This is a genomic window from Plantactinospora sonchi (assembly GCF_036422035.1).
In the GTDB taxonomy this organism is placed as follows: Bacteria; Actinomycetota; Actinomycetes; order Mycobacteriales; family Micromonosporaceae; genus Plantactinospora; species Plantactinospora sonchi.
In genome coordinates, this window is record NZ_JAZGQK010000010.1 from 93,965 (window position 1) to 113,773 (window position 19,809).

Sequence of the window (19,809 nt, forward strand, 5' to 3'; positions counted from 1 at the left end):
GGCGGACCCGTGAACTTTTCCCGGTCCAAACGTGACGGGCGGCTGCGTACAGTCGCGGCATGCAGCGGCGTCTGGCACGGGTTCGGGTCGTCACCCTGGTCGTGCTCGTCACGAACGCGGCCGGGGCGCTGTTCCTGCCGGCCGTCGGCCTCTGGCGGGAACCGGACCCGGGGTGGGCGGGGCTGGCTGTGCTCGGCGTCGGGATCTTCTCGGCTGCGCAGGGCGCCGTCCTGTACACCCTGGTCACCCCGTGGCTCGGCGACCAGACCCGACGTCGGGTGGCCTGGGCGTTCGCGGCGGCGACCCTCGTCTCGGTGCCGACGGTCGGGCCGGTCGGCGGGGACTGGCCGACCTGGTCGTGGCTGGCCGCGTGTGTCGTCGGTGTCCTGCCGGTGCTCGTCGGCAGGGTTCGGGCCGCCGTGCTCGGCGTGCTGACGGTCGGGCTGGCGCTGGTCCTGACACCCGGCCCGGTGGTCGACACGCTGATCATCACGGCCGGGTTCGGCGCGGGTGTCGCGGCGGTCAACGTGCTGCACGTCTGGCTCTGGGACCTGCTGTCCGAGGCCGAGCAGGGCCGTACGGCGCAGGCGCGGCTCGCCGTCGCCGAGGAGCGGCTACGGTTCGCCCGGGATGTGCACGACCTGCTCGGACACCACCTGACGGTCATCGCGTTGAGGGCGGAACTGGCGGAGCGGCTGGCCGGGACGGACCCGGACCGGACCGGACGGGAGGCGGCGGAGGTACGTCGGCTGGCGGCGTCGACGTTGGACGAGTTGCGTGACGTGGTGCACGGTTACCGACAGGTGGATCTGGGCGAGCAGCTCTCCGGGATCGAGCAGGTCCTCCGGTCGTCCGGCGTGCGCTGCACGGTCGACGTGCCGGGCGACGACCTGCCGGCGGCCGCGGTGCTGTCCGCCGTGCTGCGCGAGGCCACGACGAACCTGCTGCGGCACAGTCGGGCCAGCTGGTGCACGATCACGGTGGAGCACGCCGACGGCGGGCTGCGTCTGACGGTACGCAACGACGGCGTACCCGTCGGTGACGTGCCGGCGGACGGCGGCGTGCCCGATGCCCGCAGGCACGGTCTGCGTGGCCTGGCGGAGCGGCTCGCCGAGGTCGGCGGCGTGCTGCGTACCCGGGCCGGCGGTGGCGAGTTCACGGTCGAGGCCCTCGTACCCTCGATGCCGTGATCAGAGTCCTGCTCGCGGACGACGAGGAGCTCATCCGGGTCGCGGTGGCGGCGCTGCTGGGGCTGGAGCCGGACCTGGAGGTGGTGGCGCAGGCCGCCGACGGTCGGGCGGCGGTGGAGACGGCCCGCGCCCACCGCCCGGACGTGGCAGTGGTCGACCTGCGGATGCCGTCGCTGGACGGGATCGAGGTGGCCACCGAACTCGCCCGGCTCCTGCCGTCCTGTGCGGTGGTGATCCTGACCGGGCAGGGCCGACCGGCCCAGTTGCCGCGGGCGCTCGCCGCCGGCGCCAAGGGCTTCCTGCCGAAGGGCTCCCCGGGTGGTGTACTCGCCGACGTGATCCGACGGGTCCACGCCGGCGGCCGGTACGTGGACCCCGGGCTGGCGGCGGACGCCCTGAGCATGCCCGAGTGCCCGTTGACCCGGCGTGAACTGGACGTGCTCCGGTACGGCGATCCGGACGTCCCGGTGACCCTGGTGGCCCGGCGGCTGAACCTGTCGCCGGGTACGGTCCGAAACCACGTCACCGCGATCGTCGCCAAGCTGGGCGTCTCCACCCGGGCCGAGGCGACCGAGAAGGCCCGGGACAACGGCTGGCTCTGACCCCGGTGGTCGTCAGCGCGGGTGGGCGCCGGACGTGCGGGCGCCGGGATCCGTCGGCGTCGGTGGGCCGGGGCGCTGGCGCCGGCTAGTAGACCAGCGCCTGAGTTCCGTCGGCCATGATCTCCTCGACGAAGACGGCCGCGCCGGCGATCCGTACCCCGGGTAGGACGTCCTCCTCGCCGATGCCGCGACGGGCGGCACACTGGGTGCAGACGGTGACCTGTCCGCTGCTGAGGATCACGTGCAGCAGCTCGGCCAGCGGTGCCGAGTGCGGCAGTTCGAACTCGTCGGCCCGGCCGGGCAGGGCGAACCAGCTCGACTCGCCGGTCAGCCAGAGCGACACGTTGACGCCGGAGGCGACCGCCGTGGCGGCCACGGTGAACGCCTGTGCGCAGCGCTCCGGCGCGTCCGAACCGGCGGTGGCCTTGACGACCAGGGTGCGAGCCATGCCGCCAGCATAGGATCACCCTGTCATGGTTACCGAGATTGGGTTCGTCAGCCTGCTGGTGGCGGGATTTGGCGCGCTCGCCGGTTACCTGGTGTATCTGGCTGTTCGTATTTCGAGAGGACGTTGGTGAGCGACAATCCGATCCAGCCGCCGCCGTGGCTGAACGCGCCGCCGGTCGACCCGTACCCGTACGAGGAGACGTACGACCTGCGTACGGGGCCGGCCCTGCACCCGGCGTTGAACGCGTTGCTGCCGTATGTGGGGCTGTGGCGGGGGCGTGGCCGGGGCGGTTTCCCCACCATCGAGGACTTCGACTACGCGCAGGAGATCCGGATCACCCACGACGGGCGTCCGTTCCTCTACTACGAGTCGCGGGCCTGGATCCTGGACGAGCAGAGCCAGCCGGTCCGGCCGGCCGGTCGGGAGGTCGGCTGGTGGCGGGCGGTGCTCAAGGAGGATGGCACCGCGACCGGTGAGCTGGAGGTGCTGCTCACCACTCCGACCGGGGTGATGGAGCTGCACCTGGGCAAGATCACCGGTACCCAGGTGGAGATCGTCACCGACGCGGTGGTGCGTACGTCCACCGCCAAGGAGGTCACCGGCGGTCACCGGCTGTTCGGCATCGTCGACGGCGCCCTGCTCTACGCCCAGGACATGGCGGCGATGGGACAGCCACTCTCGCCGCACCTCTCCGCCCGACTGATCCGCGTCGGCGGCTGAGCCATTCCCAGCCTCAGGTGTTAGGAAGGGCCCCTTCCTATACAAAAAGCGATAACAGGGGCCCTTCCTTACCGCTCGGCGAAGCCGAGTAGGGCGGTGAGCGCCGCGGTGTGCCGTGCGGCGGGCAGTGGTACGCCGTCCAGCGCGCGTACCTCGGCCACCCCGCGGACCGACGAGGTGAACCAGACCCCGTCGGCCCGGTGCAGGCCGCTGGGGGAGATCCGCCGGCGGGCGGCCGTCCAGCCCAGCGTGCCGGCCTGGTCGAGCAGTCGGTCGGCGGTGACGCCCGGCAGGATCCCGGTGTCGGCGGGGACGGTGCAGAGGGTGTCGTCGGTCAGCCAGACCAGGTTGGCGCTCGGCCCCTCCAGCGCGTACCCGTCGGTGGAGACCCAGAGCACGTCGTCCACGCCGTTCGCCGCCGCCCAGCGGCGGGCGGCCTGGTTCGGGGCGTACGAGGTGGTCTTGAGACCGGCGAGCAGCCAGGGTCGGTGGGTACGGGCGTCGGCGCTCACCCCGAGTGGCAGGGTCGCCACGGTGATCCCGGTACGCCGGGTACGCCGGACCGCCTCCGGCACCTCGGAGACGGTGACGTAGACGGTGCCGGTGGCGAGGCCGTGTTCCGGCCCCCGGGTGCAGACCAGCCGCAGCATGCCCTCGGTTTCGGCCGGCCAGTCGGCGCAGGCGGTGTCGAGCAGGTCGCGCAGGTCGTCGACGGGCGGGAGCGGCAGGTCGAGGGCGACCGCCGACCGGACCAGCCGGGCCAGATGTTCGGCGGCCAGCCAGGGCCGGCCGGTCCGGACGTGCATCGTCTCGAAGAGTCCGTCGCCGTGCAGCGCGCCCCGGTCGTCGGCGCGGAGCACCGGCTCGTCGGCCGGCACCACGCCCCGGCCCAGCACGGCGACGATCTGGCGCCCGGACACGGCATCGAGGGTAGCCGCCGGGGAGGGCCATGACTCCGGGACGGTGTGGCCGAGCGGGAGGGTGCGTGGCGGGCCGCACTATGCTTTGACGGTGTCGGATTCGTCACTGGCGGAGATGCTGCGTTCCCGTGGGCTGCGGCTGACCGCGCAGCGCCAGCTCATCCTCGAAGCCGTGCTCGATCTCGGGCACGCCACTCCCGAACAGGTGCACGCGGCGGTCCGTGAGGTCGCGGCCGGCGTGAACATCACCACTATCTACCGGACCCTGGAATTACTGGAACGCCTCGGACTGGTTACCCATACGCACCTGTCCCACGGGTCACCGACGTACCACGCCGCGGGTGAGAACACCCACGTGCACCTGGTCTGTCGGATCTGCGGGGCGGTGGACGAGGTCGATCCGGAGCTGTTCCAGCCCGTCACGGACAAGCTGGCGGCGGACCGGGGGTTCCAGGTCGACATCGGGCACGTGGCGCTGTTCGGCGTCTGCGGTCGGACCGAGTGTGGAGAGCGGCGGGAATGATCGACATTGCGGGCGCGGTGGCTGTCGAGGCGATCGACGAGCAGACCCGGGACCGGCCGGAGCCGGAGCACGCCGCGGCCGGGGTGCGCCCGGTGGCCGCGCACTACGGCGACCCGATGCGGGAGCAGCGGTTGCTCGCCACCGACGTCGGCCTGGTCGACCGGTCACATCGGGGCGTGATCGCGGTCCCCGGTGCGGAGCGGACGAGTTGGCTGCACACGCTGACCAGCCAGCATCTGGAGCGGTTGCGCGCCGGACAGGGCAGTGAGCTGCTGGTCCTCTCTCCGCACGGGCACGTCGAGCAACACGCGATGGTGGCCGAGGACGGTGGCACCGTCTGGCTGGACACCGAGCCGGGGGACACCGGCGCCCTGCTGACGTACCTGGAGAAGATGCGGTTTTTCAGCCAGGTGGATCCACGTGACGTCACCGCCGACTGGGCGCTGCTCTCGCTGGTCGGGCCGAGGGCGGTCGAGGCGGTCGGTGTCCTCGGCGTCACCGGACTCGGCGAACCCGACGTACTGCCGGTGCCGGGTCCGAAGTTCACCGCCGGCTCCGTCCCGGCCCGCCCGAGCATCGTGTACGACGTCCGCCCGCTCCCGGCCGGCGGTTGGGCCCGTCGGGTGCGGCTCGGCGTCGACCTGCTGGTGCCCCGGCCGGAGTTGACCCGGGTGGTCGACGAGCTGACCGCCGCCGGCATCGGTCTCGCCGGACTGTGGGCGTACGAGGCGCTGCGGGTGGCGGCGAAGCTGCCCCGGGTCGGTTCCGAGACCGACCACCGGACCATTCCAGCCGAGGTGGGGCTGGTCGGTCCGGCCGTACACCTGGAGAAGGGCTGCTACCGGGGTCAGGAGACGGTGGCCCGGGTGCACAACCTCGGTCGTCCGCCGCGCCGGCTGGTCCTGTTGCACCTGGACGGGGTTACCACCGACCAGTTGCCGGCGGTCGGCACGCCGGTGACCGTCGACGGCCGTACGGTCGGCTTTGTCGGCACCGCCGTCCGCCACCACGAGCTGGGCATGGTCGCGCTGGCCGTGCTGAAGCGTTCGGTCCCGGACGACGCGGCGCTGCTGATCGACGGCACCGCCGCCGCGATCGACCCGGACTGACGGGTTCCGGCTCCGGGGCCGCCGACCTGCCCAACCCCACCTTTCCGGCAGGTATCGTGCGTGACCGGGCGAGACTAGGATCGCCGGCATGACGGCTGGAACGTTGATCACGGTCGCGCCCACCGGTGCGGAGTCGGCGAAGGCGGAGGTCCCGGCGCTGCCGGTGACACTCGACGAGTTGCTGTTGACCGCCAAGGAGTGCGAGGCGCTCGGCGCCGCCGTGATCCACGTCCACATTCGGGACGACCAGGCCCGGCCCACCCTCGACCCGGGTCGGCTGCGGGAGACGGTCGCGGCGCTGCGCGACGGTACGGACCTGATCGTGCAGCTCTCCACCGGCGGCGCGGTGACCGACCCGGAGGCCGACCGGCTGGCCGTGCTCGACGCCGGCCCGGAGATGGCCTCCTGCACGATGGGAACGGTCAACTTCGGCGACGACGTGTTCCTGAACCGCTGGGAGTTCATCGTTGAGTTGCACACCCGGATGCAGGACCGGGGCGTCGTGCCCGAGTACGAGATCTTCGACCTCGGCCACCTGGCCGCCCTGCGCCGTCTCCTCGACCGGTACGGCCTGCCGGCCGGTGGGCACGTGCACGTCGACTTCGTGATGGGTGTCCCCGGCGGGATGCCGGGCAGTGTGGAGGCGCTGGTCGCCTGTGCCCAGGCGTTGCGGGACCTGCCGGCGGGGACGACGTTCTCGGCCACCGGCATCGGCCGCAGTACGGTGCCGGTGCTGCTGGCCTCGCTCGCCGCCGGTGGGCACCTGCGGGTCGGCATGGAGGACACCGTCACGTACGCCAAGGGGCGGCCGGTGGAATCGAACATGCAACTGGTGGCCCGGGCGGTCGCCGCCGCCCAGCTTGCCCAGCGGCCGCCGCTGAGCCCGACCCAGGCCCGTGAGCTGCTTGGACTCCCCGGGTAGCCGATCTCCGGCCGGCCGGTGAAGTAGGGGGCCGCTGGCACCGGGCTCCTTACCTATCGGTACCGTCCCGCATCATGGGCGAGAGCTACCGGGGCGGAGTCCCGCTGGTCGAGGCGGTCAGGTCGGGCTTCGTGGAGTCGGTGCACCACGGTTCGGTGGTGGTGCTCGACGGGGCCGGGTCGGTGGTGTCGGCGGCCGGTGACGTCCAGTCGCCGATCTTCCCCCGGTCGTCGAACAAGCCGATGCAGGCGGTCGCGATGCTCCGGTCCGGGCTGCGGTTGGCCGATCCGGCGGACCTGGCCGTGGTCTGCGCCAGCCACTCCGGCGAGGAGTTCCACGTCAGCCGGATCGAGGCGCTGCTGCGTACCGGTGGGCTGACCGAGGACGCCCTGCACTGCCCGCCCGACCTGCCGCTGGCCCCGGAGGCCCAGGCCGCCGTGTTCCGGGCCGGTGGCGGCCCGTCCCGGCTGCGGATGAACTGCTCCGGCAAGCACACCGGAATGCTGCTCACCTGCCTGGTCGCCGGCTGGCCGACCGACGGGTACTGGCGGCCGGAGCACCCGTTGCAGCAGCGGGTCACCACGGTCGTCGAGGAGTTCACCGGCGAGGACGTGGCGGCCACCGGGATCGACGGGTGCGGGGCGCCGGTGCTGGCCGTCTCGCTGACCGGCCTGGCCCGGGCCTTCCTGCGGCTGGTCGCCGCCGGGCCGGACTCGGTGGAGCGGACCGTCGCTGACGCGATGCGGGCCCACCCGCTGCTGGTCTCCGGCACCGGCGCCGACGACGCCCTGCTGATGTCCGGGGTACCCGGGTTGTTGATGAAGAGCGGCGCCGAGGGTGTGGTCGCCGCGGCGCTGCCGGGTGGCGGAGCCGTCGCGGTCAAGGTCGACGACGGTGCCGCCCGGGCCCGCCGCCCGGTGCTGGTCTCCGCGTTGCGCCGGCTCGGAGTCACCACCCCGGTTCTCGACGAGCTCGCCGAGCTGCCGTTGTACGGCGGCGGCGACCTGGTCGGTGCGATCCGCACCCGCTGGTGAGCGGGGACGGCGGTAGAGACCCTGCTAACTCTCGCTAGCGTTTCGCTTGCAGTTGCAAGCGGGTGGGGTTACCGTCGATGTCATGTCCAACCCGAAGGACCTCCCCCGCGACATCGGTGGGTTCATCCGCGACCTGCGCCGCAACGCGAAGATCTCGTTGCGGCAACTGGCCGAGCAGGCCGGGGTCAGCAACCCGTACCTGAGCCAGATCGAGCGGGGGCTGCGCAAGCCGAGCGCCGAGGTGCTCCAGCAGTTGGCGAGCGCCCTGCGGGTCTCCACCCCGGCGATGTACCTGCGGGCCGGACTGCTCGACGACCGTGAGGGGCAGGGTGTGCTCGCGGCCATCGCGGCCGATCCCGACCTCACCATGCCGCAGAAGCAGTCGTTGAGTCAGATCTACGAAACGTTCCGGCGGGAGAACCTGCGACACACCGAGCCGGAAACCACCCCGCCCGGCACCGTTCCGACCGCCGCAGAGGGGGAATCCCCCACGGATGCCGTACTCGAATCGGTGGCGGTCACCGAGGCGGGTGCTGCCGCACCACCGGCCACTTCCGTCCCTGGTGCCCCGACCCACACCCGGGACACCGCAACGGAGGCCGCGTCCGGTTCGGCGCCCGCCACCGCCGTACCTGTGAAGAAGATCGCCAAGAAGGCGGTCAAGAAGGCCGCGCCGCCGGCCCCGCCGGTCGCCTCGGCCCCTGACGAGGAGAAGTAGTCATGTCCACCCTGCCCCGTACCAGCCGCATCCCGGCCCCGCTCTACGCCGTCGCCGGCGTCGGCGACCTCGCCTACCAGCAGCTGCGCCGGTTGCCGGCCGTGGTCACCAGCCTCAGCGACGAGACCGCCCGCACCGAACTGCGGGAGAAGGCCGTCAGCACGACGGCCGAGCTCCGGGAGAAGGCCGTCACCACCACCGCCGAACTGCGGGAGAAGGCCGTCACCACCACCGCCGAACTGCGGCAGCGGGCGGCCAGCCGGGAGTTCGACCTCGACCGGCTGCGGGCGGCGACGCTGCGCAACGCGGCGGTCGTGGTGTCCGGTGCCCAGGCCGCGCAGGAGCGGGCCGTCGCCGTCTACGGCGAACTCGTCGCACGCGGCGAGCGGGTCGTCGGCACCGGCGTGGTCCAGGCAGCCGACACGGTCAACGCCGACATGGTGGCGACCGAGGCGCCCTCGGCACCGGCCGCCGTCTCCACGACCCCGACCGAGGTGCTCGAGCAGATCAAGGCCCCGGCCGAGGCACCCGCCCCGACCGACGCCGGGTCGGCCACCTCCGCCCCCAAGGCGGCGCCGAGGAAGCGTACGGCGACGAAGTCGACCCGCCCGGCCGCGGTGAAGCGGACCCGACCGGCCACCGACAAGTAACCGTGTCGTTCACCCCGGGTGCGTGCGGCAAGTGGCACGCACCCGGGGTCCCCGGCATAAGCTTCACGCCATGGCCAATGCCGCGCCGCTCTTCTACGCCGACGTCGTCTTTGTCATCAACCTGGTGCTGACCGTCTTCGCCCTGGTGGTCCAGGGCGTCGCCCTGGTGCACTGCATCACCCAACGCTCGGACGCCTTCCCGGCGATCGGCACCCTCCCCAAGGGAGGCTGGATCGCGATCCTGGCCGTCTGCCTGGTCCTCACACTGCTGCTCCGCGGGCCGATCAGCCTGTTCGCCCTGATCGGGATCGCGGCGGCGCTGATCTACCTGCTCGACGTCCGCGTCGGGCTACGGGACCTGACCGACGGCAAAGGCTTCTGGTGAGGGATTTCCGCTGGCCACCGCCGCCCGACGGCGGGCCACGGACGTACGGGCCCGGGCCGAGCGCACCGCGCAGCGGTCGGCCCGCCCTGCCCGACCCGGAGACCGAACTGGTCACCACCCCGCACGGGGTACGGCTGGAGCGGCTGGTGACCGGCAACGGCGACCCGGTCACCGTCTTCGCGCACGGCCTCGGCTCCGGCATCTCGACCACCCGACCGCTGGGCAGCGCGGTCACCGGGCGCAAGATTTTCTTCCAGTTCCGCGGACACGGGCGTTCCGAGGCGCCGGAGGGCCGGTGGAGCTACGCCGACCTGGCCCGTGACCTGCGAGCCGTCGCCGACCTTGGCGGGGCGACCCAGGCGCTCGGGGTCAGCCTCGGCGCGGGTGCGCTCTGCCGGGTGCTGTGGGAGAGCCCGGAGCGTTTCAGCCGGGTGGTCTTCGTGCTGCCCGCCGTACTCGACGAACCCCGGCCGGACGCCGCCCGGCGGCGGCTCACCGAGCTGCTCACCGCGGTCCGGTCCGGCGACGCCGCCGAGGTGGCCGAGGCGGTCGCCGCCGAGGTGCCCCCGGCGGTGCGCAACACCCCGGCCGGTTGGGCCTACCTGCGGCAGCGGGTCGACCAGCTGACCCGCGACGGGCTCGCCACCGGGCTGGCCAGTCTGCCGGAGCAGGTCGCCGTCCGGGAGCGGTCGGACCTCGCCGCCGTCACCGCCCCGGCGCTGGTGATTGGTTGTGTCGGTGACGACCTGCACCCGGTCGCGGTCGCCGAGCAGCTCGCCGAGACCCTGCCGTCGGCCACCCTGCACGTCTACGACAGACCCGGGCTGTTCTGGGCGCACCGCGCCGACCTGCGGGAACGGATCTCCGAGTTCCTCAACCCCTGACCGGGGTCCCCGGATCACCGAATCGGCCGGGGTAGCCTGCGCCCCATGGGTGTTCACCAGCACGGCCGTACGAGCCGTCTCGACCTCGTCGACCCCACCCTGCGGGAGTGGGAGTGCACCGTCCTGCACGTCGATCCCGAGCAGGGCATCGTGTTGGACCGGTCGGCGTTCTATCCCGGTGGCGGCGGCCAACCGCCGGACCACGGGGTGCTGCTCTGGCAGGGGGTGCAGACCCGGATCGTCGGCACCCGCAAGGGCGACGAGCTTTACCTGGTCCCCGCCGAGGGCGATCCGGTGCCACCGGTCGGGACCATGGTCACCGGCGCGGTCGCCGACGAGCGGCGGAGCCTGCTGATGCGTACGCACTCCGGGCTGCACGTGCTCTGCGGCGTGGTGTTCCGCGACTTCGGCGCGCTGGTGACCGGCGGCAACATGGAACCCGGCGAGGCCCGGATGGACTTCAACCTGCCCGAGGTGCCCACCGACTTCAAGGCGAGACTGGAGGAACTGGTCAACACCGAGGTCGCCGCCGACCGCTCGGTGGCGGTGAAGGTGCTGCCCCGGGACGAGGCGTTGGCGCTGCCGGACATCATCCGTACCCAGTCGAACCTGATCCCGGCGGACGAGCAGGAGATCCGGATCGTCGACATCGTCGGGCTGGACGTCCAGGCCGACGGCGGCACGCACGTCGCCTCGACCGCCCAGATCGGCAAGGTCCAGGTGGTCAAGGTGGAGAGCAAGGGTCGGGCCAACCGACGGGTACGGGTCCGGCTCGTCCAGTGACCCTGCCGGCACCTTCCGACGGCCGGTGATTCGAGAAATTCGGACACCGGTTGTCGGGATTCGTTGGCAACGTGGGCGGCATGAGCGAGACCACACAGAACCTGAAGGGCAGGGTCGCGCTGGTCGCCGGGGCGACCCGGGGTGCCGGTCGGCAGATCGCGGTGCAGCTCGGCGCGGCCGGAGCCACCGTCTACGCCACCGGGCGCAGCACCCGGGAGAAACGGTCGGAGGTGAACCGGGCGGAGACGATCGAGGAGACCGCCGAGCTGGTCACCGAGGCCGGCGGCGTCGGGATCGCGGTGCCGGTCGACCACCTGGAGCCGGACCAGGTCCGTGCGCTGGTCGAGCGGATCGACCGCGAGCAGGGCCGACTCGACGTACTGGTGAACGACGTCTGGGGCGCCGACCACCTGATCGGCTGGCACAAGCCGATCTGGGAACAGTCCCTGGACGACGGCTTCCGTACCCTCCGGCTGGCCGTCGACACGCACCTCATCACCAGCCACTTCGCGCTGCCGCTGCTGATCCGCAACCCGGGCGGGCTGGTGGTGGAGGTGGGCGACGGCACCCGGGAGTACAACGAGCAGAACTACCGGCTCTCGGCCTTCTACGACCTGGCCAAGACGGCGGTGAACCGGCTGGCCTACATCTGGGCGCAGGAGCTGCGCGACCACGGCGCCACGGCGGTCGCGCTCACCCCGGGTTGGCTGCGTTCCGAGTTCATGCTCGACGTGTACGGCGTCACCGAGGAGAACTGGCGGGACGCGGTGGCGAAGGAGCCGCACTTCGTCATCTCGGAGAGCCCGGCGTTCGTCGGGCGGGCCGTCGCCGCGCTCGCCGCCGACCCGGAGAGGTCCCGCTGGTCCGGCCAGTCGCTCTCCAGCGGCCAGCTCGCCCAGGTGTACGGCTTCACCGACCTGGACGGCAGCCGGCCGGACGCCTGGCGGTACATCATGGAGGTGGAGGGCCAGGGCAAGCCGGCCGACGCGACCGGCTACCGCTGAGCTGTTAGGAAGGGCCCCCTGTACAACAGAAAACGATAATAGGGGCCCTTCCTTACACCTCGTAGAGGGCGGTCAGGCGACGCGCCGCGTCGGCGAGCCGGGCCCGTAGCTCCGGCGGGGCCAGCACCTCCACCTCCGGGCCGAGGCTGAGCAGCTGGCCGTACGCCACGTCGGGGGACTCGACGGGCAGCCGGGTGACCACCCAGCCCTGCGCGTCGGGTTCCCCGGCATCCCGTACCGCGTCCCGTACGGCGGGTGGTTCGGTGACGCGACGCAGGGCGCGCAGCCCGGCCGGACTGAGCCGTACGGTGATCTCGTCGGCCAGCAGCGCGCGGACGAACTGCTCGGCCCGCTCGGTCCAGTAGCCGACCAGGTCGAACGAGTCGTCGCGGGCGAAGGTGGTCGGTTCGACCGCCACGTCGACGATCCGGTCGACCCGGTAGGTCCGGTGGTCCGCGCCGATCCGGGCGACGAGATACCACTGCCCGCCCTTGAGGACCAGCCCGTACGGCTCGACGGTCCGGGTCACCTCCTCGCGGTCCCGGCGCCGGTAGCGCAGCTCGACCGTACGGTCCTGCCACACCGCGCCGGCGAGTTCGGTGAGCCAGGGCGGCGGCGTCGTCTCCCGGAACCAGCCCGGTACGTCGAGGTGGAAACGCCGCTCCACCCGGCTCGACGCGTCCCGCAGGCCACTCGGCAGCGCGGCCAGCACCTTCAGCCGTGCGGCCGCCACCACCTCGGTCAATCCCATGTCGCCGGCCGGCCCGGGCAGCCCGGACAGGAACAGCGCGTCGGCCTCGTCGCGGCTGAGCCCGGTCAGCCGGGTCCGGTAGCCGCCGAGCAGCCGGTAGCCGCCGGCCCGGCCCCGGTCGGCGTAGACGGGGATGCCGGCGGCGTTCAGCGCCAGCACGTCCCGGTGCACGGTCCGCTCGGAGATCTCCAGCTCGCGGGCGAGTTCCGCGCCGGTCATCGACCCCCGGTTCTGCAGGAGCAGGACCAGGGAGATCAGCCGCGCGGCACGCATGCTCCCATCCTGCCCGCCGGCTCCCCGCCCGGGCCGGTCGGCCGGGGGTACGCGCCGTGCGGCTTCGGGCTGCCGGGTGGCGCGTGGGCCACTACGCTTCCCGTCGTGCACACCCCCACCGTCGGTCGGGCGGCGACCGGCCGGGTCCGTCCGTTCGTCTCCGGATTCGGCACCGGCGTCGGCCTGTTCTTCCGGGGCCTCGGCGTTTATGCCCGCAACCCCGGGCTGGTACTGCTCGGCATCGTGCCCGGGCTGATCTCCGGTGCGCTCTACCTCGCCGGCTTCGCCGCCCTGATCTACTACGCCTCCGACCTCGCCGAGCTGATCACACCGTTCGCCGACGACTGGTCGGACTGGACCCGCGACGGGTTCCGGCTGGTCGCCGGGCTCGCCCTGGTGGGCCTCGGCGCCATGCTCGGGGTGCTCACCTTCACCGCGGTGACGCTGGTGATCGGCGACCCGTTCTACGAGAAGATCTCCGAGCGGGTGGAGGGCCGGTACGGCGGAGTGCCGGACGAGGTCGAGGTGCCGTGGTGGCGGTCGCTACGGCGGAGCCTGGCGGACTCGCTCCGGCTGATCCTCCGGTCGGCGCTGGTCGGCGTTCCGCTCTTCCTCGCCGGCTTCATCCCGATCGTCGGGCAGTTTGTCGTACCGGTGATCGCCGCGCTGGTCGGCGGCTGGTTCCTCGCGGTGGAGCTGGTCGGCGTGCCGTTCTACCGGCGGGGCATGCGCCTGGGTGACCGGCGTCGGGTGCTGCGGGCGAACCGTCCGCTCGCCCTCGGGTTCGGGGTCGCGGTCTTCCTGTGCTTCCTGATCCCGCTCGGCGCGGTGCTGCTGATGCCGGCGGCGGTGGCCGGTGCCGCGCTGCTGTCCCGGCGTGCCCTGGGGCAGCCTGTCGGCGAACCGGCACCCGGCCCGGTCGCCGCGCCGATCGGCCGGTCGTGATGGAGATCGAGCTGGTCGAGGGCGACATAACCGGGCAGCGCGTCGACGTGATCGTGAATGCCGCCAACTCGTCGCTGCTGGGCGGGGGCGGGGTGGACGGGGCCATCCACCGGCGGGGCGGCCCGGCGATCCTCGCCGAGTGCCGGGCGTTGCGAGCCTCCCGGTACGGGCGGGGGCTGCCGACCGGCCAGGCGGTCGCGACCACGGCCGGGAAGTTGCCGGCCCGCTGGGTGGTGCACACCGTCGGACCGGTCTGGTCGGCCGACGAGGACCGCTCGGCGCTGCTGCGTGACTGCTACGCCAACAGCCTGCGGGTCGCCGATGAGCTGGGCGCCGAGTCGGTGGCCTTTCCGCTGATCTCGGCCGGTATCTTCCGGTGGCCGGTGGAGGACGCGGTCGGGCAGGCGTTGACCGTGTTCACCGCCGCCCGTCCGACGACGGTCGGCACCGTCCGGCTGGTGCTCTTCGACGCCGCCACCCACCGGACCGCGCTGCGGGTACGCGGGCAACTCTCGACCTGAGCCGCCGCCGGGTGGATCAGTGCACCCGGAGCCCGTCCAGCAGGTTCGGGTCGCCGGCCACGTCGAGGGCGTCGAAACCGAGCCGTCCCCAGAGTGCCAGCAGCAGGTCGCTGGCCGTACCGGAGAGGTGCGCCCGGGCGTGGTGGTCGTCGGTGTCGAGGATGGTGTCGGTGTCCAGCAGCGCGACCCCGGTGCCGCGTAGCCGGAGGAACCACTCCTGGCCGGCGTCGGCCGCGACCAGCTGGACCACGCCGTGCCAGCCCTGCTCGGAGCTCCGCCGTCGGCCGGCCGGCAGCCAGGTGTCCAGCACCTCGCTGATCCCGTCCGCCGCGAGTTTGGCCTCCAGCGGCTCTCCGGCGGCGACCGCCATCTGGGCGTCCCAGCGGTGCACCGCCGTGTCGTGCGCCATCCGGCGGTGCCAGAAGGCGACCTTCTTCGGCTGCGGCGCCCAGTTCCACGCCGGGGCCTCCGGGTCGAGCCGGTCCAGTACGGCCATCAGCTGGTCGTACTCCGCTCGCCACCAGTCGAGTGCGGCCGTCCCGGTCGGCAGCCCCTCCGGGACGGTACGACGGTCCGGCGCCTCGGTGTTCCCCTGGCTGACGAAGCCGCGCACCCACTGGTAGATCGAGCCGAGGTGGTGCACCAGATCGGTGATGGTCCATTCGGGACAGGACGGCACCCGCAGGTCCGGCGCCCCTTCGGCGATCGCGGCCCCGAAGGTCGGTCCCTCGGTGCGGAGCGCGCCGAGCCAGAAGTCCTTCGTGCCGTGCAATCTGCTCATCACGATCCTCCCGCAAGACCGGGCCGCCACCGGCCGGGCTGTCTGTCAGCCTAGGGTGAATGGTGTGCCAGACGTTAATGCCCGACTGACAAGCGCCACGAACTCCGCCGACCCAGGACGGTTGGCCGGCTATACCACTCTGCGGCTCGGTGGGGCGCCTCGACAACTGGTCACCGCCACACAAACAGAGCAAATCGTGCAGAGTCTACGTGACGTCGAATCGCGGCATGAGCCGATTCTGGTGCTGGCCGGCGGCAGCAACGTGGTGGTCGCGGACGACGGCTTCCCCGGCACCGTGTTGCTGGTCCGCACCCGGGGCTTTCAGGTGGTGGCCGAGGACGACGAGACGGTGACGCTCCGGGTGGCGGCCGGCGAGCCCTGGGACGACCTGGTGGCCGCCACCGTCGAGGCCGGCTGGTCGGGGGTGGAGTGCCTGTCCGGCATCCCCGGGTCGGCCGGCGCCACCCCGATCCAGAACGTCGGGGCGTACGGGCAGGAGGTCGCCGAGACGGTCGTCGGGGTCGAGGCGTACGACCGGGTCACCGGGGAGGTGGTCCGGATGACTCCGGAGGAGTGCCGCTTCGGGTACCGGGCCAGCGTCTTCAAGCACAACGACCGGTGGACCGTACTGAGCGTCGACTTCCGGCTGCTCCGCTCGCCGCTCTCCACCCCGGTCCGGTACGCCGAACTGGCCCGGGCGCTCGGTGCCGAGATCGGTGACCGGGTGCCGCTGGCCGACGCCCGGGCGACGGTACGCGCGCTGCGCGCCGGCAAGGGGATGGTGCTCGACCCGGCCGACCCGGACACCCGCTCGGTGGGCTCCTTCTTCACCAATCCGGTGCTCGACCAGGCGGCGTACCTGGCGCTGCGCGACCGGGCCGCCGATCTCGGCGAGCCGCCGTCCTGGCCGGGCAGCGGCGACACGGTGAAGGTGAGTGCCGCCTGGCTGATCGACAAGGCCGGCTTCCCGAAGGGTTACCGGGGAGCCGACGGGGTGGCGATCTCGTCGAAACACACGCTGGCCCTGACCAACCAGGGTGCCGGGTCGACGGCGGCCCTGCTGGCGCTGGCCCGGGAGATCCGCGACGGGGTGCACGCCCGGTTCGGCGCCACCCTGCACCCGGAGCCGGTGCTGGTGAACTGCGCCCTCTGAACGGTCAACCCTGCCGCGCCGGCGACGGTGCCGCCCGCTGGACGGCGGCGCCGCCTGTTGCCCGACCCGGCGCTCCGCGGAACGACGGTGGCGCCCTCGGAACGACGGCGGTGCCTTGGGGACGACGGCGGTGCCTACGGAACGACGGTGGCGGACGGTGGCGCCTGCGGAACGACGGTGGCGTCCCGGGTCGGGTCTCAGGGCGCGCCGGGCCCGGTCGCACCGGGCGGGGCGACGGCGGACCAGGCGACGGTGACCTCGCCGAGCCGCCACCGGGCCGGCCGGTCCAGCACCGGCCAACCGGCCGCCCGGACCGTCTCGACGCTACGTCGCCAGCGCTGTCGGGGCCCGAACGTGGCGTACGGGGCGGCCGCCCGCCAACCCTCCTCCAGGGCCTGGATCAGCGCGTGTACCCGGGTGCCGGGCACGTTGTGGTGGATCAGCGCCTTCGGCAGCCGTTCGGCGAGCACGGCCGGACTGTCGAGGGTGCCGAGCCGGGCGGCCAGGGTCAGCGAGCGTGGCCCGGACGCGTCGACGAGCAGCCATCCGGCGAGCCGGCCGAGTTCGTCGCAGGTCCCCTCGACCAGTACCCCACCTGGTCGCAGCGCCCCGGTCATGATCCGCCAGGCCGGTACCACCTCGGGTTCGGCGTACTGGCGAAGCACGTTGAAGGCCCGGACCAGTACCGGGCGCAGCCCGGCCAGTTCGAAACCGCCCCGCCCGAAGGTCAGTCCCGGCGGGTCAGCGGCGGGTACGGCGGCCGCCACCCGTACCGGATCGATCTCCAGCCCGACCACCCGGACATCCGGTCGGACCGCGGCGGCCAGCCGGGCGCGCAGTTCGACCACGGTGACCGGGCTGGCCCCGTAGCCGAGGTCGACGACGAGCGGGTCGGCCGCGTCACGGAGCAGGTCGCCGCAGGTCGCCGCGATCCAGTTGTCGACCCGGCGCAACCGGTTCGGGTTGGTGGTCCCCCGGGTCACCGCGCCCACCGGCCGGGACGTGGCCGGCCGGGGCGGGACCGGTCCGGTCGCCGGGCCCCCGGACGGCCGGGGCGGCGACACGACCCCTCACCTGCCGGCGTCGGGCGCGACCCGGTGCACCTTGTGCTGGGCGGCCTGGGCCAGCGGACGGACCACCAGCCGGTCCACGTTGACGTGGTGGGGTCGGGTGGCGCACCAGGCGACGCAGTCGGCGACGTCCTCGGCGACCAGCGGTTCGGCCACCCCGGCGTAGACCGCGGCGGCCCGCTGCGCGTCGCCGCCGAACCGGACCAGCCCGAACTCCTCGGTCCGGACCATGCCCGGGTCGATCTCGATCACCCGGACCGGTCGTCCCAGGAGTTCCAGGCGCAGGGTCTCGGCGAGTGCGGTCTGGGCGTGCTTGGCCGCCGTGTAGCCGCCGCCACCCTCGTAGACGGCCAGCCCGGCGGTCGAGCTGAGCACCACGACGGTCCCGCTACCGGAGGATTCCAGCAACGGCAGCAGCGCCTGGGTGACCCGCAGCGTGCCGAGCACGTTGACGTCGTACATCCACTGCCAGTCGGCGATCGACCCCAACTCGACCGGGTCCAGGCCGCGCGCGCCGCCGGCGTTGTTGACCAGCAGGGTGACCGGCTCGGGCAGCTCGTCCGCGGCGGCGGCCAACGCCGCCACCGACTCGTCGGAGGTGACGTCGCAGACCTGGGCGGTGGCCCGCCCGCCGGCCGCCTCGATCTCCTTCACCAGCGCGTCCAGCCGGTCGGCGCGGCGGGCGGCGGCGAGCACGTGGAAGCCCTCGGCGGCGAGCCGGCGGGCGGTGGCGGCACCGATCCCGCTGGAGGCGCCGGTGACGATCGCGACAGAGGTCATCGGCACATTCTGTCCCAGGCCGTCGTCGACCTCCGTGCCCGGGCCGGGGAAGCCTCGGCGCGGATCGAGGGCGGTCTGTCGGAGGGCGGCGAGGCCAACCGCCCGCGTTGGTCGAATGAGGTCGGTCACCTATCCGGGATGCCCGGATGATTGCCGGTCCTCCGATGGGGAAGATGTCACCCGGTCGGGTGGTTCTTGTTGAGGTGCCCCGGTCGTGCGGGACGGCGTAACACCGTGACAGAAGGAGCGGACGTGGCGGAAGCGCACACCGGCGTGGCCCGGCAGCGAGGTACCCAACCGTGGCCGACTCCGCGGAGGATCGCCACCTTCTCCGTACACACCTCACCGTTGCACCAACCCGGCACCGGTGACGCCGGTGGCATGAACGTCTACATCGTCGAGGTCTCCCGGCGGCTGGCCGAGGCCGGCGTCGAGGTCGAGATCTTCACCAGGGCCACCTCCAGCGACCTGCCGCCCGTGGTCGAGATGGCGCCCGGGGTGCACGTCCGGCACGTCATCTCCGGCCCGTTCGAGGGCCTGGCCAAGGAGGAGCTGCCGAGCCAGCTCTGCGCCTTCACCACGGGCGTGCTGCGGGTCGAGGCGGCCCGGCCGCCGGGCTACTACGACCTGGTGCACTCGCACTACTGGCTCTCCGGCCAGGTGGGTTGGCTGGCCAAGGAGCGCTGGGGCGTCCCGCTGGTGCACACCGCGCACACCCTGGCCAAGGTCAAGAACGCCCGGCTCGCCGAGGGGGACCGGCCCGAGCCGAAGGCCCGGGTGATCGGTGAGGAGCAGGTGATCGCCGAGGCGGACCGGCTGGTGGCCAACACCGCCGTCGAGGCCCGTGACCTGATCGCCCGCTACGAGGCCGATCCGGCCCGGGTCGAGGTGGTGGAGCCCGGTGTCGACCTGGACCGCTTCCGCCCGCCCAGCTCCGGTCTGGCCGGCGAGGCCCGGATCGCGGCCCGGCGTCGGCTGGGCCTGCCCGAGCAGGGCGCGATCATCGCCTTCGTCGGGCGGATCCAGCCGTTGAAGGCGCCGGACGTACTGCTGCACGCGATCGCCGAGCTGCGGGCGCGTGACCCCCGGATCGCCGCCACGACCACCCTGGTCATCGCGGGCGGCCCGAGCGGCAGTGGACTGGACCGGCCGACCGCGTTGATCGAGCTGGCCGCGAGGCTCGGCGTCGGGGACGCCGTACGGTTCCTGCCGCCGCAGACCGGTGACGACCTGCCGGCTCTCTACCGGGCCGCCGACCTGGTCGCGGTGCCGTCGCACAACGAGTCGTTCGGCCTGGTCGCACTGGAGGCGCAGGCCTGCGGTACGCCGGTCGTGGCGGCCGCGGTCGGCGGGCTGGTCACCGCCGTCCGGGACGGGGTGAGCGGGGTGCTGATCGACGGTCACGATCCGGCCGACTGGGCCCGGGTCCTCGCCGGGCTGCTGGCGGCGCCGCGTCGGCGTACCGAGCTGGCGCACGGCGCGGTGGTGCACGCCCGGGCGTTCTCCTGGGCGCGTACCGCCAGCGGACTGCTCGCGGTCTACCGTGGGGCGGTGGCGGAGCACCGTGCCCAGCTCGCCTCCGAGCTGGCCGACGGTGCGCAGGTCGTTCCCCTGGCGGCCTGCTGAGCCGCCGCCGAGGTGCG

The 19,809-nt window shown here is 72.9% G+C and carries 24 protein-coding genes; 18 read left to right on the forward strand and 6 right to left on the reverse strand.

Annotated elements, in window-relative coordinates; all coding sequences use genetic code 11:
• Positions 1–59: 59 nt before the first annotated feature.
• Together V1633_RS12485 and V1633_RS12490 are read left to right on the forward strand one after the other, a co-directional pair.
• Complete coding sequence (locus tag V1633_RS12485; protein ID WP_331214432.1) at positions 60–1,190, forward strand: sensor histidine kinase; 1,131 nt, start codon at positions 60–62, stop codon at positions 1,188–1,190.
• Positions 1,187–1,792, forward strand: coding sequence for a response regulator transcription factor (locus tag V1633_RS12490; RefSeq protein ID WP_331214433.1), 606 nt, complete (start codon positions 1,187–1,189; stop codon positions 1,790–1,792). Before V1633_RS12485 ends, V1633_RS12490 begins: the two co-directional genes overlap by 4 nt.
• 85 nt (positions 1,793–1,877) lie before the next feature.
• Here the strand turns inward: V1633_RS12490 and V1633_RS12495 are convergent, their stop codons facing one another.
• Entirely contained in the window at positions 1,878–2,240 is a 363-nt protein-coding gene (locus tag V1633_RS12495; RefSeq protein ID WP_331214434.1) for a DsrE family protein, read from the reverse strand.
• A 25-nt stretch (positions 2,241–2,265) separates the two neighbouring features.
• On the opposite strand from V1633_RS12495, the gene mtfM reads away from it, so the two are divergent.
• Together mtfM and V1633_RS12505 are read left to right on the forward strand one after the other, a co-directional pair.
• On the forward strand, positions 2,266–2,370 hold the full coding sequence (mtfM, locus tag V1633_RS12500; RefSeq protein ID WP_278065698.1) for a small membrane protein MtfM: 105 nt from the start codon (positions 2,266–2,268) through the stop codon (positions 2,368–2,370).
• Positions 2,364–2,960, forward strand: a complete 597-nt coding sequence (locus V1633_RS12505; protein ID WP_331214435.1) for an FABP family protein — start codon at positions 2,364–2,366, stop codon at positions 2,958–2,960. Before mtfM ends, V1633_RS12505 begins: the two co-directional genes overlap by 7 nt.
• Before the next feature lie 68 nt (positions 2,961–3,028).
• On the opposite strand, the gene V1633_RS12510 is transcribed toward V1633_RS12505, so the two are convergent.
• On the reverse strand, positions 3,029–3,880 hold the full coding sequence (locus V1633_RS12510) for an aminotransferase class IV (RefSeq protein WP_331214436.1): 852 nt from the start codon (positions 3,878–3,880) through the stop codon (positions 3,029–3,031).
• Between the two features lie 91 nt (positions 3,881–3,971).
• On the opposite strand from V1633_RS12510, the gene V1633_RS12515 reads away from it, so the two are divergent.
• From V1633_RS12515 to V1633_RS12560, 10 genes are all read left to right on the forward strand, one after another.
• Positions 3,972–4,403: a Fur family transcriptional regulator gene (locus V1633_RS12515; RefSeq protein WP_331214437.1), complete on the forward strand. Its 432-nt coding sequence runs from the start codon at positions 3,972–3,974 to the stop codon at positions 4,401–4,403.
• Positions 4,400–5,512 (forward strand): CAF17-like 4Fe-4S cluster assembly/insertion protein YgfZ, encoded by a 1,113-nt coding sequence (gene ygfZ / locus V1633_RS12520; RefSeq protein ID WP_331214438.1) that lies wholly within the window; start codon positions 4,400–4,402, stop codon positions 5,510–5,512. The genes V1633_RS12515 and ygfZ overlap by 4 nt, the downstream gene beginning before the upstream one ends.
• A gap of 88 nt (positions 5,513–5,600) precedes the next feature.
• Positions 5,601–6,434 (forward strand): BKACE family enzyme, encoded by an 834-nt coding sequence (locus V1633_RS12525; RefSeq protein WP_331214439.1) that lies wholly within the window; start codon positions 5,601–5,603, stop codon positions 6,432–6,434.
• 74 nt (positions 6,435–6,508) lie between these two features.
• The gene (locus V1633_RS12530) at positions 6,509–7,468 is read left to right on the forward strand and encodes an asparaginase (protein ID WP_331214440.1); all 960 of its coding nucleotides are present in this window, start codon (positions 6,509–6,511) and stop codon (positions 7,466–7,468) included.
• Positions 7,469–7,550: 82 nt separating this feature from the next.
• The gene (locus V1633_RS12535) at positions 7,551–8,186 is read left to right on the forward strand and encodes a helix-turn-helix domain-containing protein (protein WP_331214441.1); all 636 of its coding nucleotides are present in this window, start codon (positions 7,551–7,553) and stop codon (positions 8,184–8,186) included.
• Between the two features lie 2 nt (positions 8,187–8,188).
• Entirely contained in the window at positions 8,189–8,836 is a 648-nt protein-coding gene (locus V1633_RS12540) for a hypothetical protein (protein ID WP_331214442.1), read from the forward strand.
• A 70-nt stretch (positions 8,837–8,906) separates the two neighbouring features.
• On the forward strand, positions 8,907–9,221 hold the full coding sequence (locus V1633_RS12545) for a DUF2516 family protein (protein ID WP_331214443.1): 315 nt from the start codon (positions 8,907–8,909) through the stop codon (positions 9,219–9,221).
• Positions 9,218–10,105, forward strand: coding sequence for an alpha/beta fold hydrolase (locus V1633_RS12550; RefSeq protein ID WP_331214444.1), 888 nt, complete (start codon positions 9,218–9,220; stop codon positions 10,103–10,105). Before V1633_RS12545 ends, V1633_RS12550 begins: the two co-directional genes overlap by 4 nt.
• 45 nt (positions 10,106–10,150) lie before the next feature.
• Complete coding sequence (locus V1633_RS12555; RefSeq protein WP_331214445.1) at positions 10,151–10,888, forward strand: alanyl-tRNA editing protein; 738 nt, start codon at positions 10,151–10,153, stop codon at positions 10,886–10,888.
• 80 nt (positions 10,889–10,968) lie between these two features.
• A complete protein-coding gene (locus tag V1633_RS12560) occupies positions 10,969–11,892 on the forward strand; it encodes an SDR family oxidoreductase (protein ID WP_331214446.1) in 924 nt (307 codons plus the stop codon).
• Between the two features lie 52 nt (positions 11,893–11,944).
• On the opposite strand, the gene V1633_RS12565 is transcribed toward V1633_RS12560, so the two are convergent.
• Positions 11,945–12,916 carry a helix-turn-helix transcriptional regulator gene (locus V1633_RS12565; protein WP_331214447.1) on the reverse strand — a complete coding sequence of 324 codons (972 nt, stop codon included), beginning with the start codon at positions 12,914–12,916 and terminating at the stop codon, positions 11,945–11,947.
• Between the two features lie 105 nt (positions 12,917–13,021).
• On the opposite strand from V1633_RS12565, the gene V1633_RS12570 reads away from it, so the two are divergent.
• Together V1633_RS12570 and V1633_RS12575 are read left to right on the forward strand one after the other, a co-directional pair.
• Positions 13,022–13,861: an EI24 domain-containing protein gene (locus V1633_RS12570; RefSeq protein WP_407952000.1), complete on the forward strand. Its 840-nt coding sequence runs from the start codon at positions 13,022–13,024 to the stop codon at positions 13,859–13,861.
• Positions 13,861–14,382 carry an O-acetyl-ADP-ribose deacetylase gene (locus V1633_RS12575; RefSeq protein ID WP_331214550.1) on the forward strand — a complete coding sequence of 174 codons (522 nt, stop codon included), beginning with the start codon at positions 13,861–13,863 and terminating at the stop codon, positions 14,380–14,382. The genes V1633_RS12570 and V1633_RS12575 overlap by 1 nt, the downstream gene beginning before the upstream one ends.
• A 16-nt stretch (positions 14,383–14,398) precedes the next feature.
• Here V1633_RS12575 and V1633_RS12580 read toward each other — a convergent pair whose 3' ends face one another.
• Positions 14,399–15,163 carry a maleylpyruvate isomerase family mycothiol-dependent enzyme gene (locus V1633_RS12580; protein WP_331214448.1) on the reverse strand — a complete coding sequence of 255 codons (765 nt, stop codon included), beginning with the start codon at positions 15,161–15,163 and terminating at the stop codon, positions 14,399–14,401.
• 64 nt (positions 15,164–15,227) lie between these two features.
• Here V1633_RS12580 and V1633_RS12585 point away from each other — a divergent pair, with 64 nt between their 5' ends.
• Complete coding sequence (locus V1633_RS12585; RefSeq protein WP_331214449.1) at positions 15,228–16,316, forward strand: UDP-N-acetylmuramate dehydrogenase; 1,089 nt, start codon at positions 15,228–15,230, stop codon at positions 16,314–16,316.
• A 197-nt stretch (positions 16,317–16,513) separates the two neighbouring features.
• On the opposite strand, the gene V1633_RS12590 is transcribed toward V1633_RS12585, so the two are convergent.
• Together V1633_RS12590 and V1633_RS12595 are read right to left on the reverse strand one after the other, a co-directional pair.
• Positions 16,514–17,308 carry a class I SAM-dependent methyltransferase gene (locus V1633_RS12590; protein WP_331214551.1) on the reverse strand — a complete coding sequence of 265 codons (795 nt, stop codon included), beginning with the start codon at positions 17,306–17,308 and terminating at the stop codon, positions 16,514–16,516.
• A 78-nt stretch (positions 17,309–17,386) separates the two neighbouring features.
• A complete protein-coding gene (locus V1633_RS12595; RefSeq protein WP_331214450.1) occupies positions 17,387–18,166 on the reverse strand; it encodes an SDR family oxidoreductase in 780 nt (259 codons plus the stop codon).
• 252 nt (positions 18,167–18,418) lie between these two features.
• On the opposite strand from V1633_RS12595, the gene mshA reads away from it, so the two are divergent.
• The gene (gene mshA, locus V1633_RS12600) at positions 18,419–19,792 is read left to right on the forward strand and encodes a D-inositol-3-phosphate glycosyltransferase (protein ID WP_331214451.1); all 1,374 of its coding nucleotides are present in this window, start codon (positions 18,419–18,421) and stop codon (positions 19,790–19,792) included.
• The last annotated feature ends 17 nt before the right edge of the window (positions 19,793–19,809 follow it).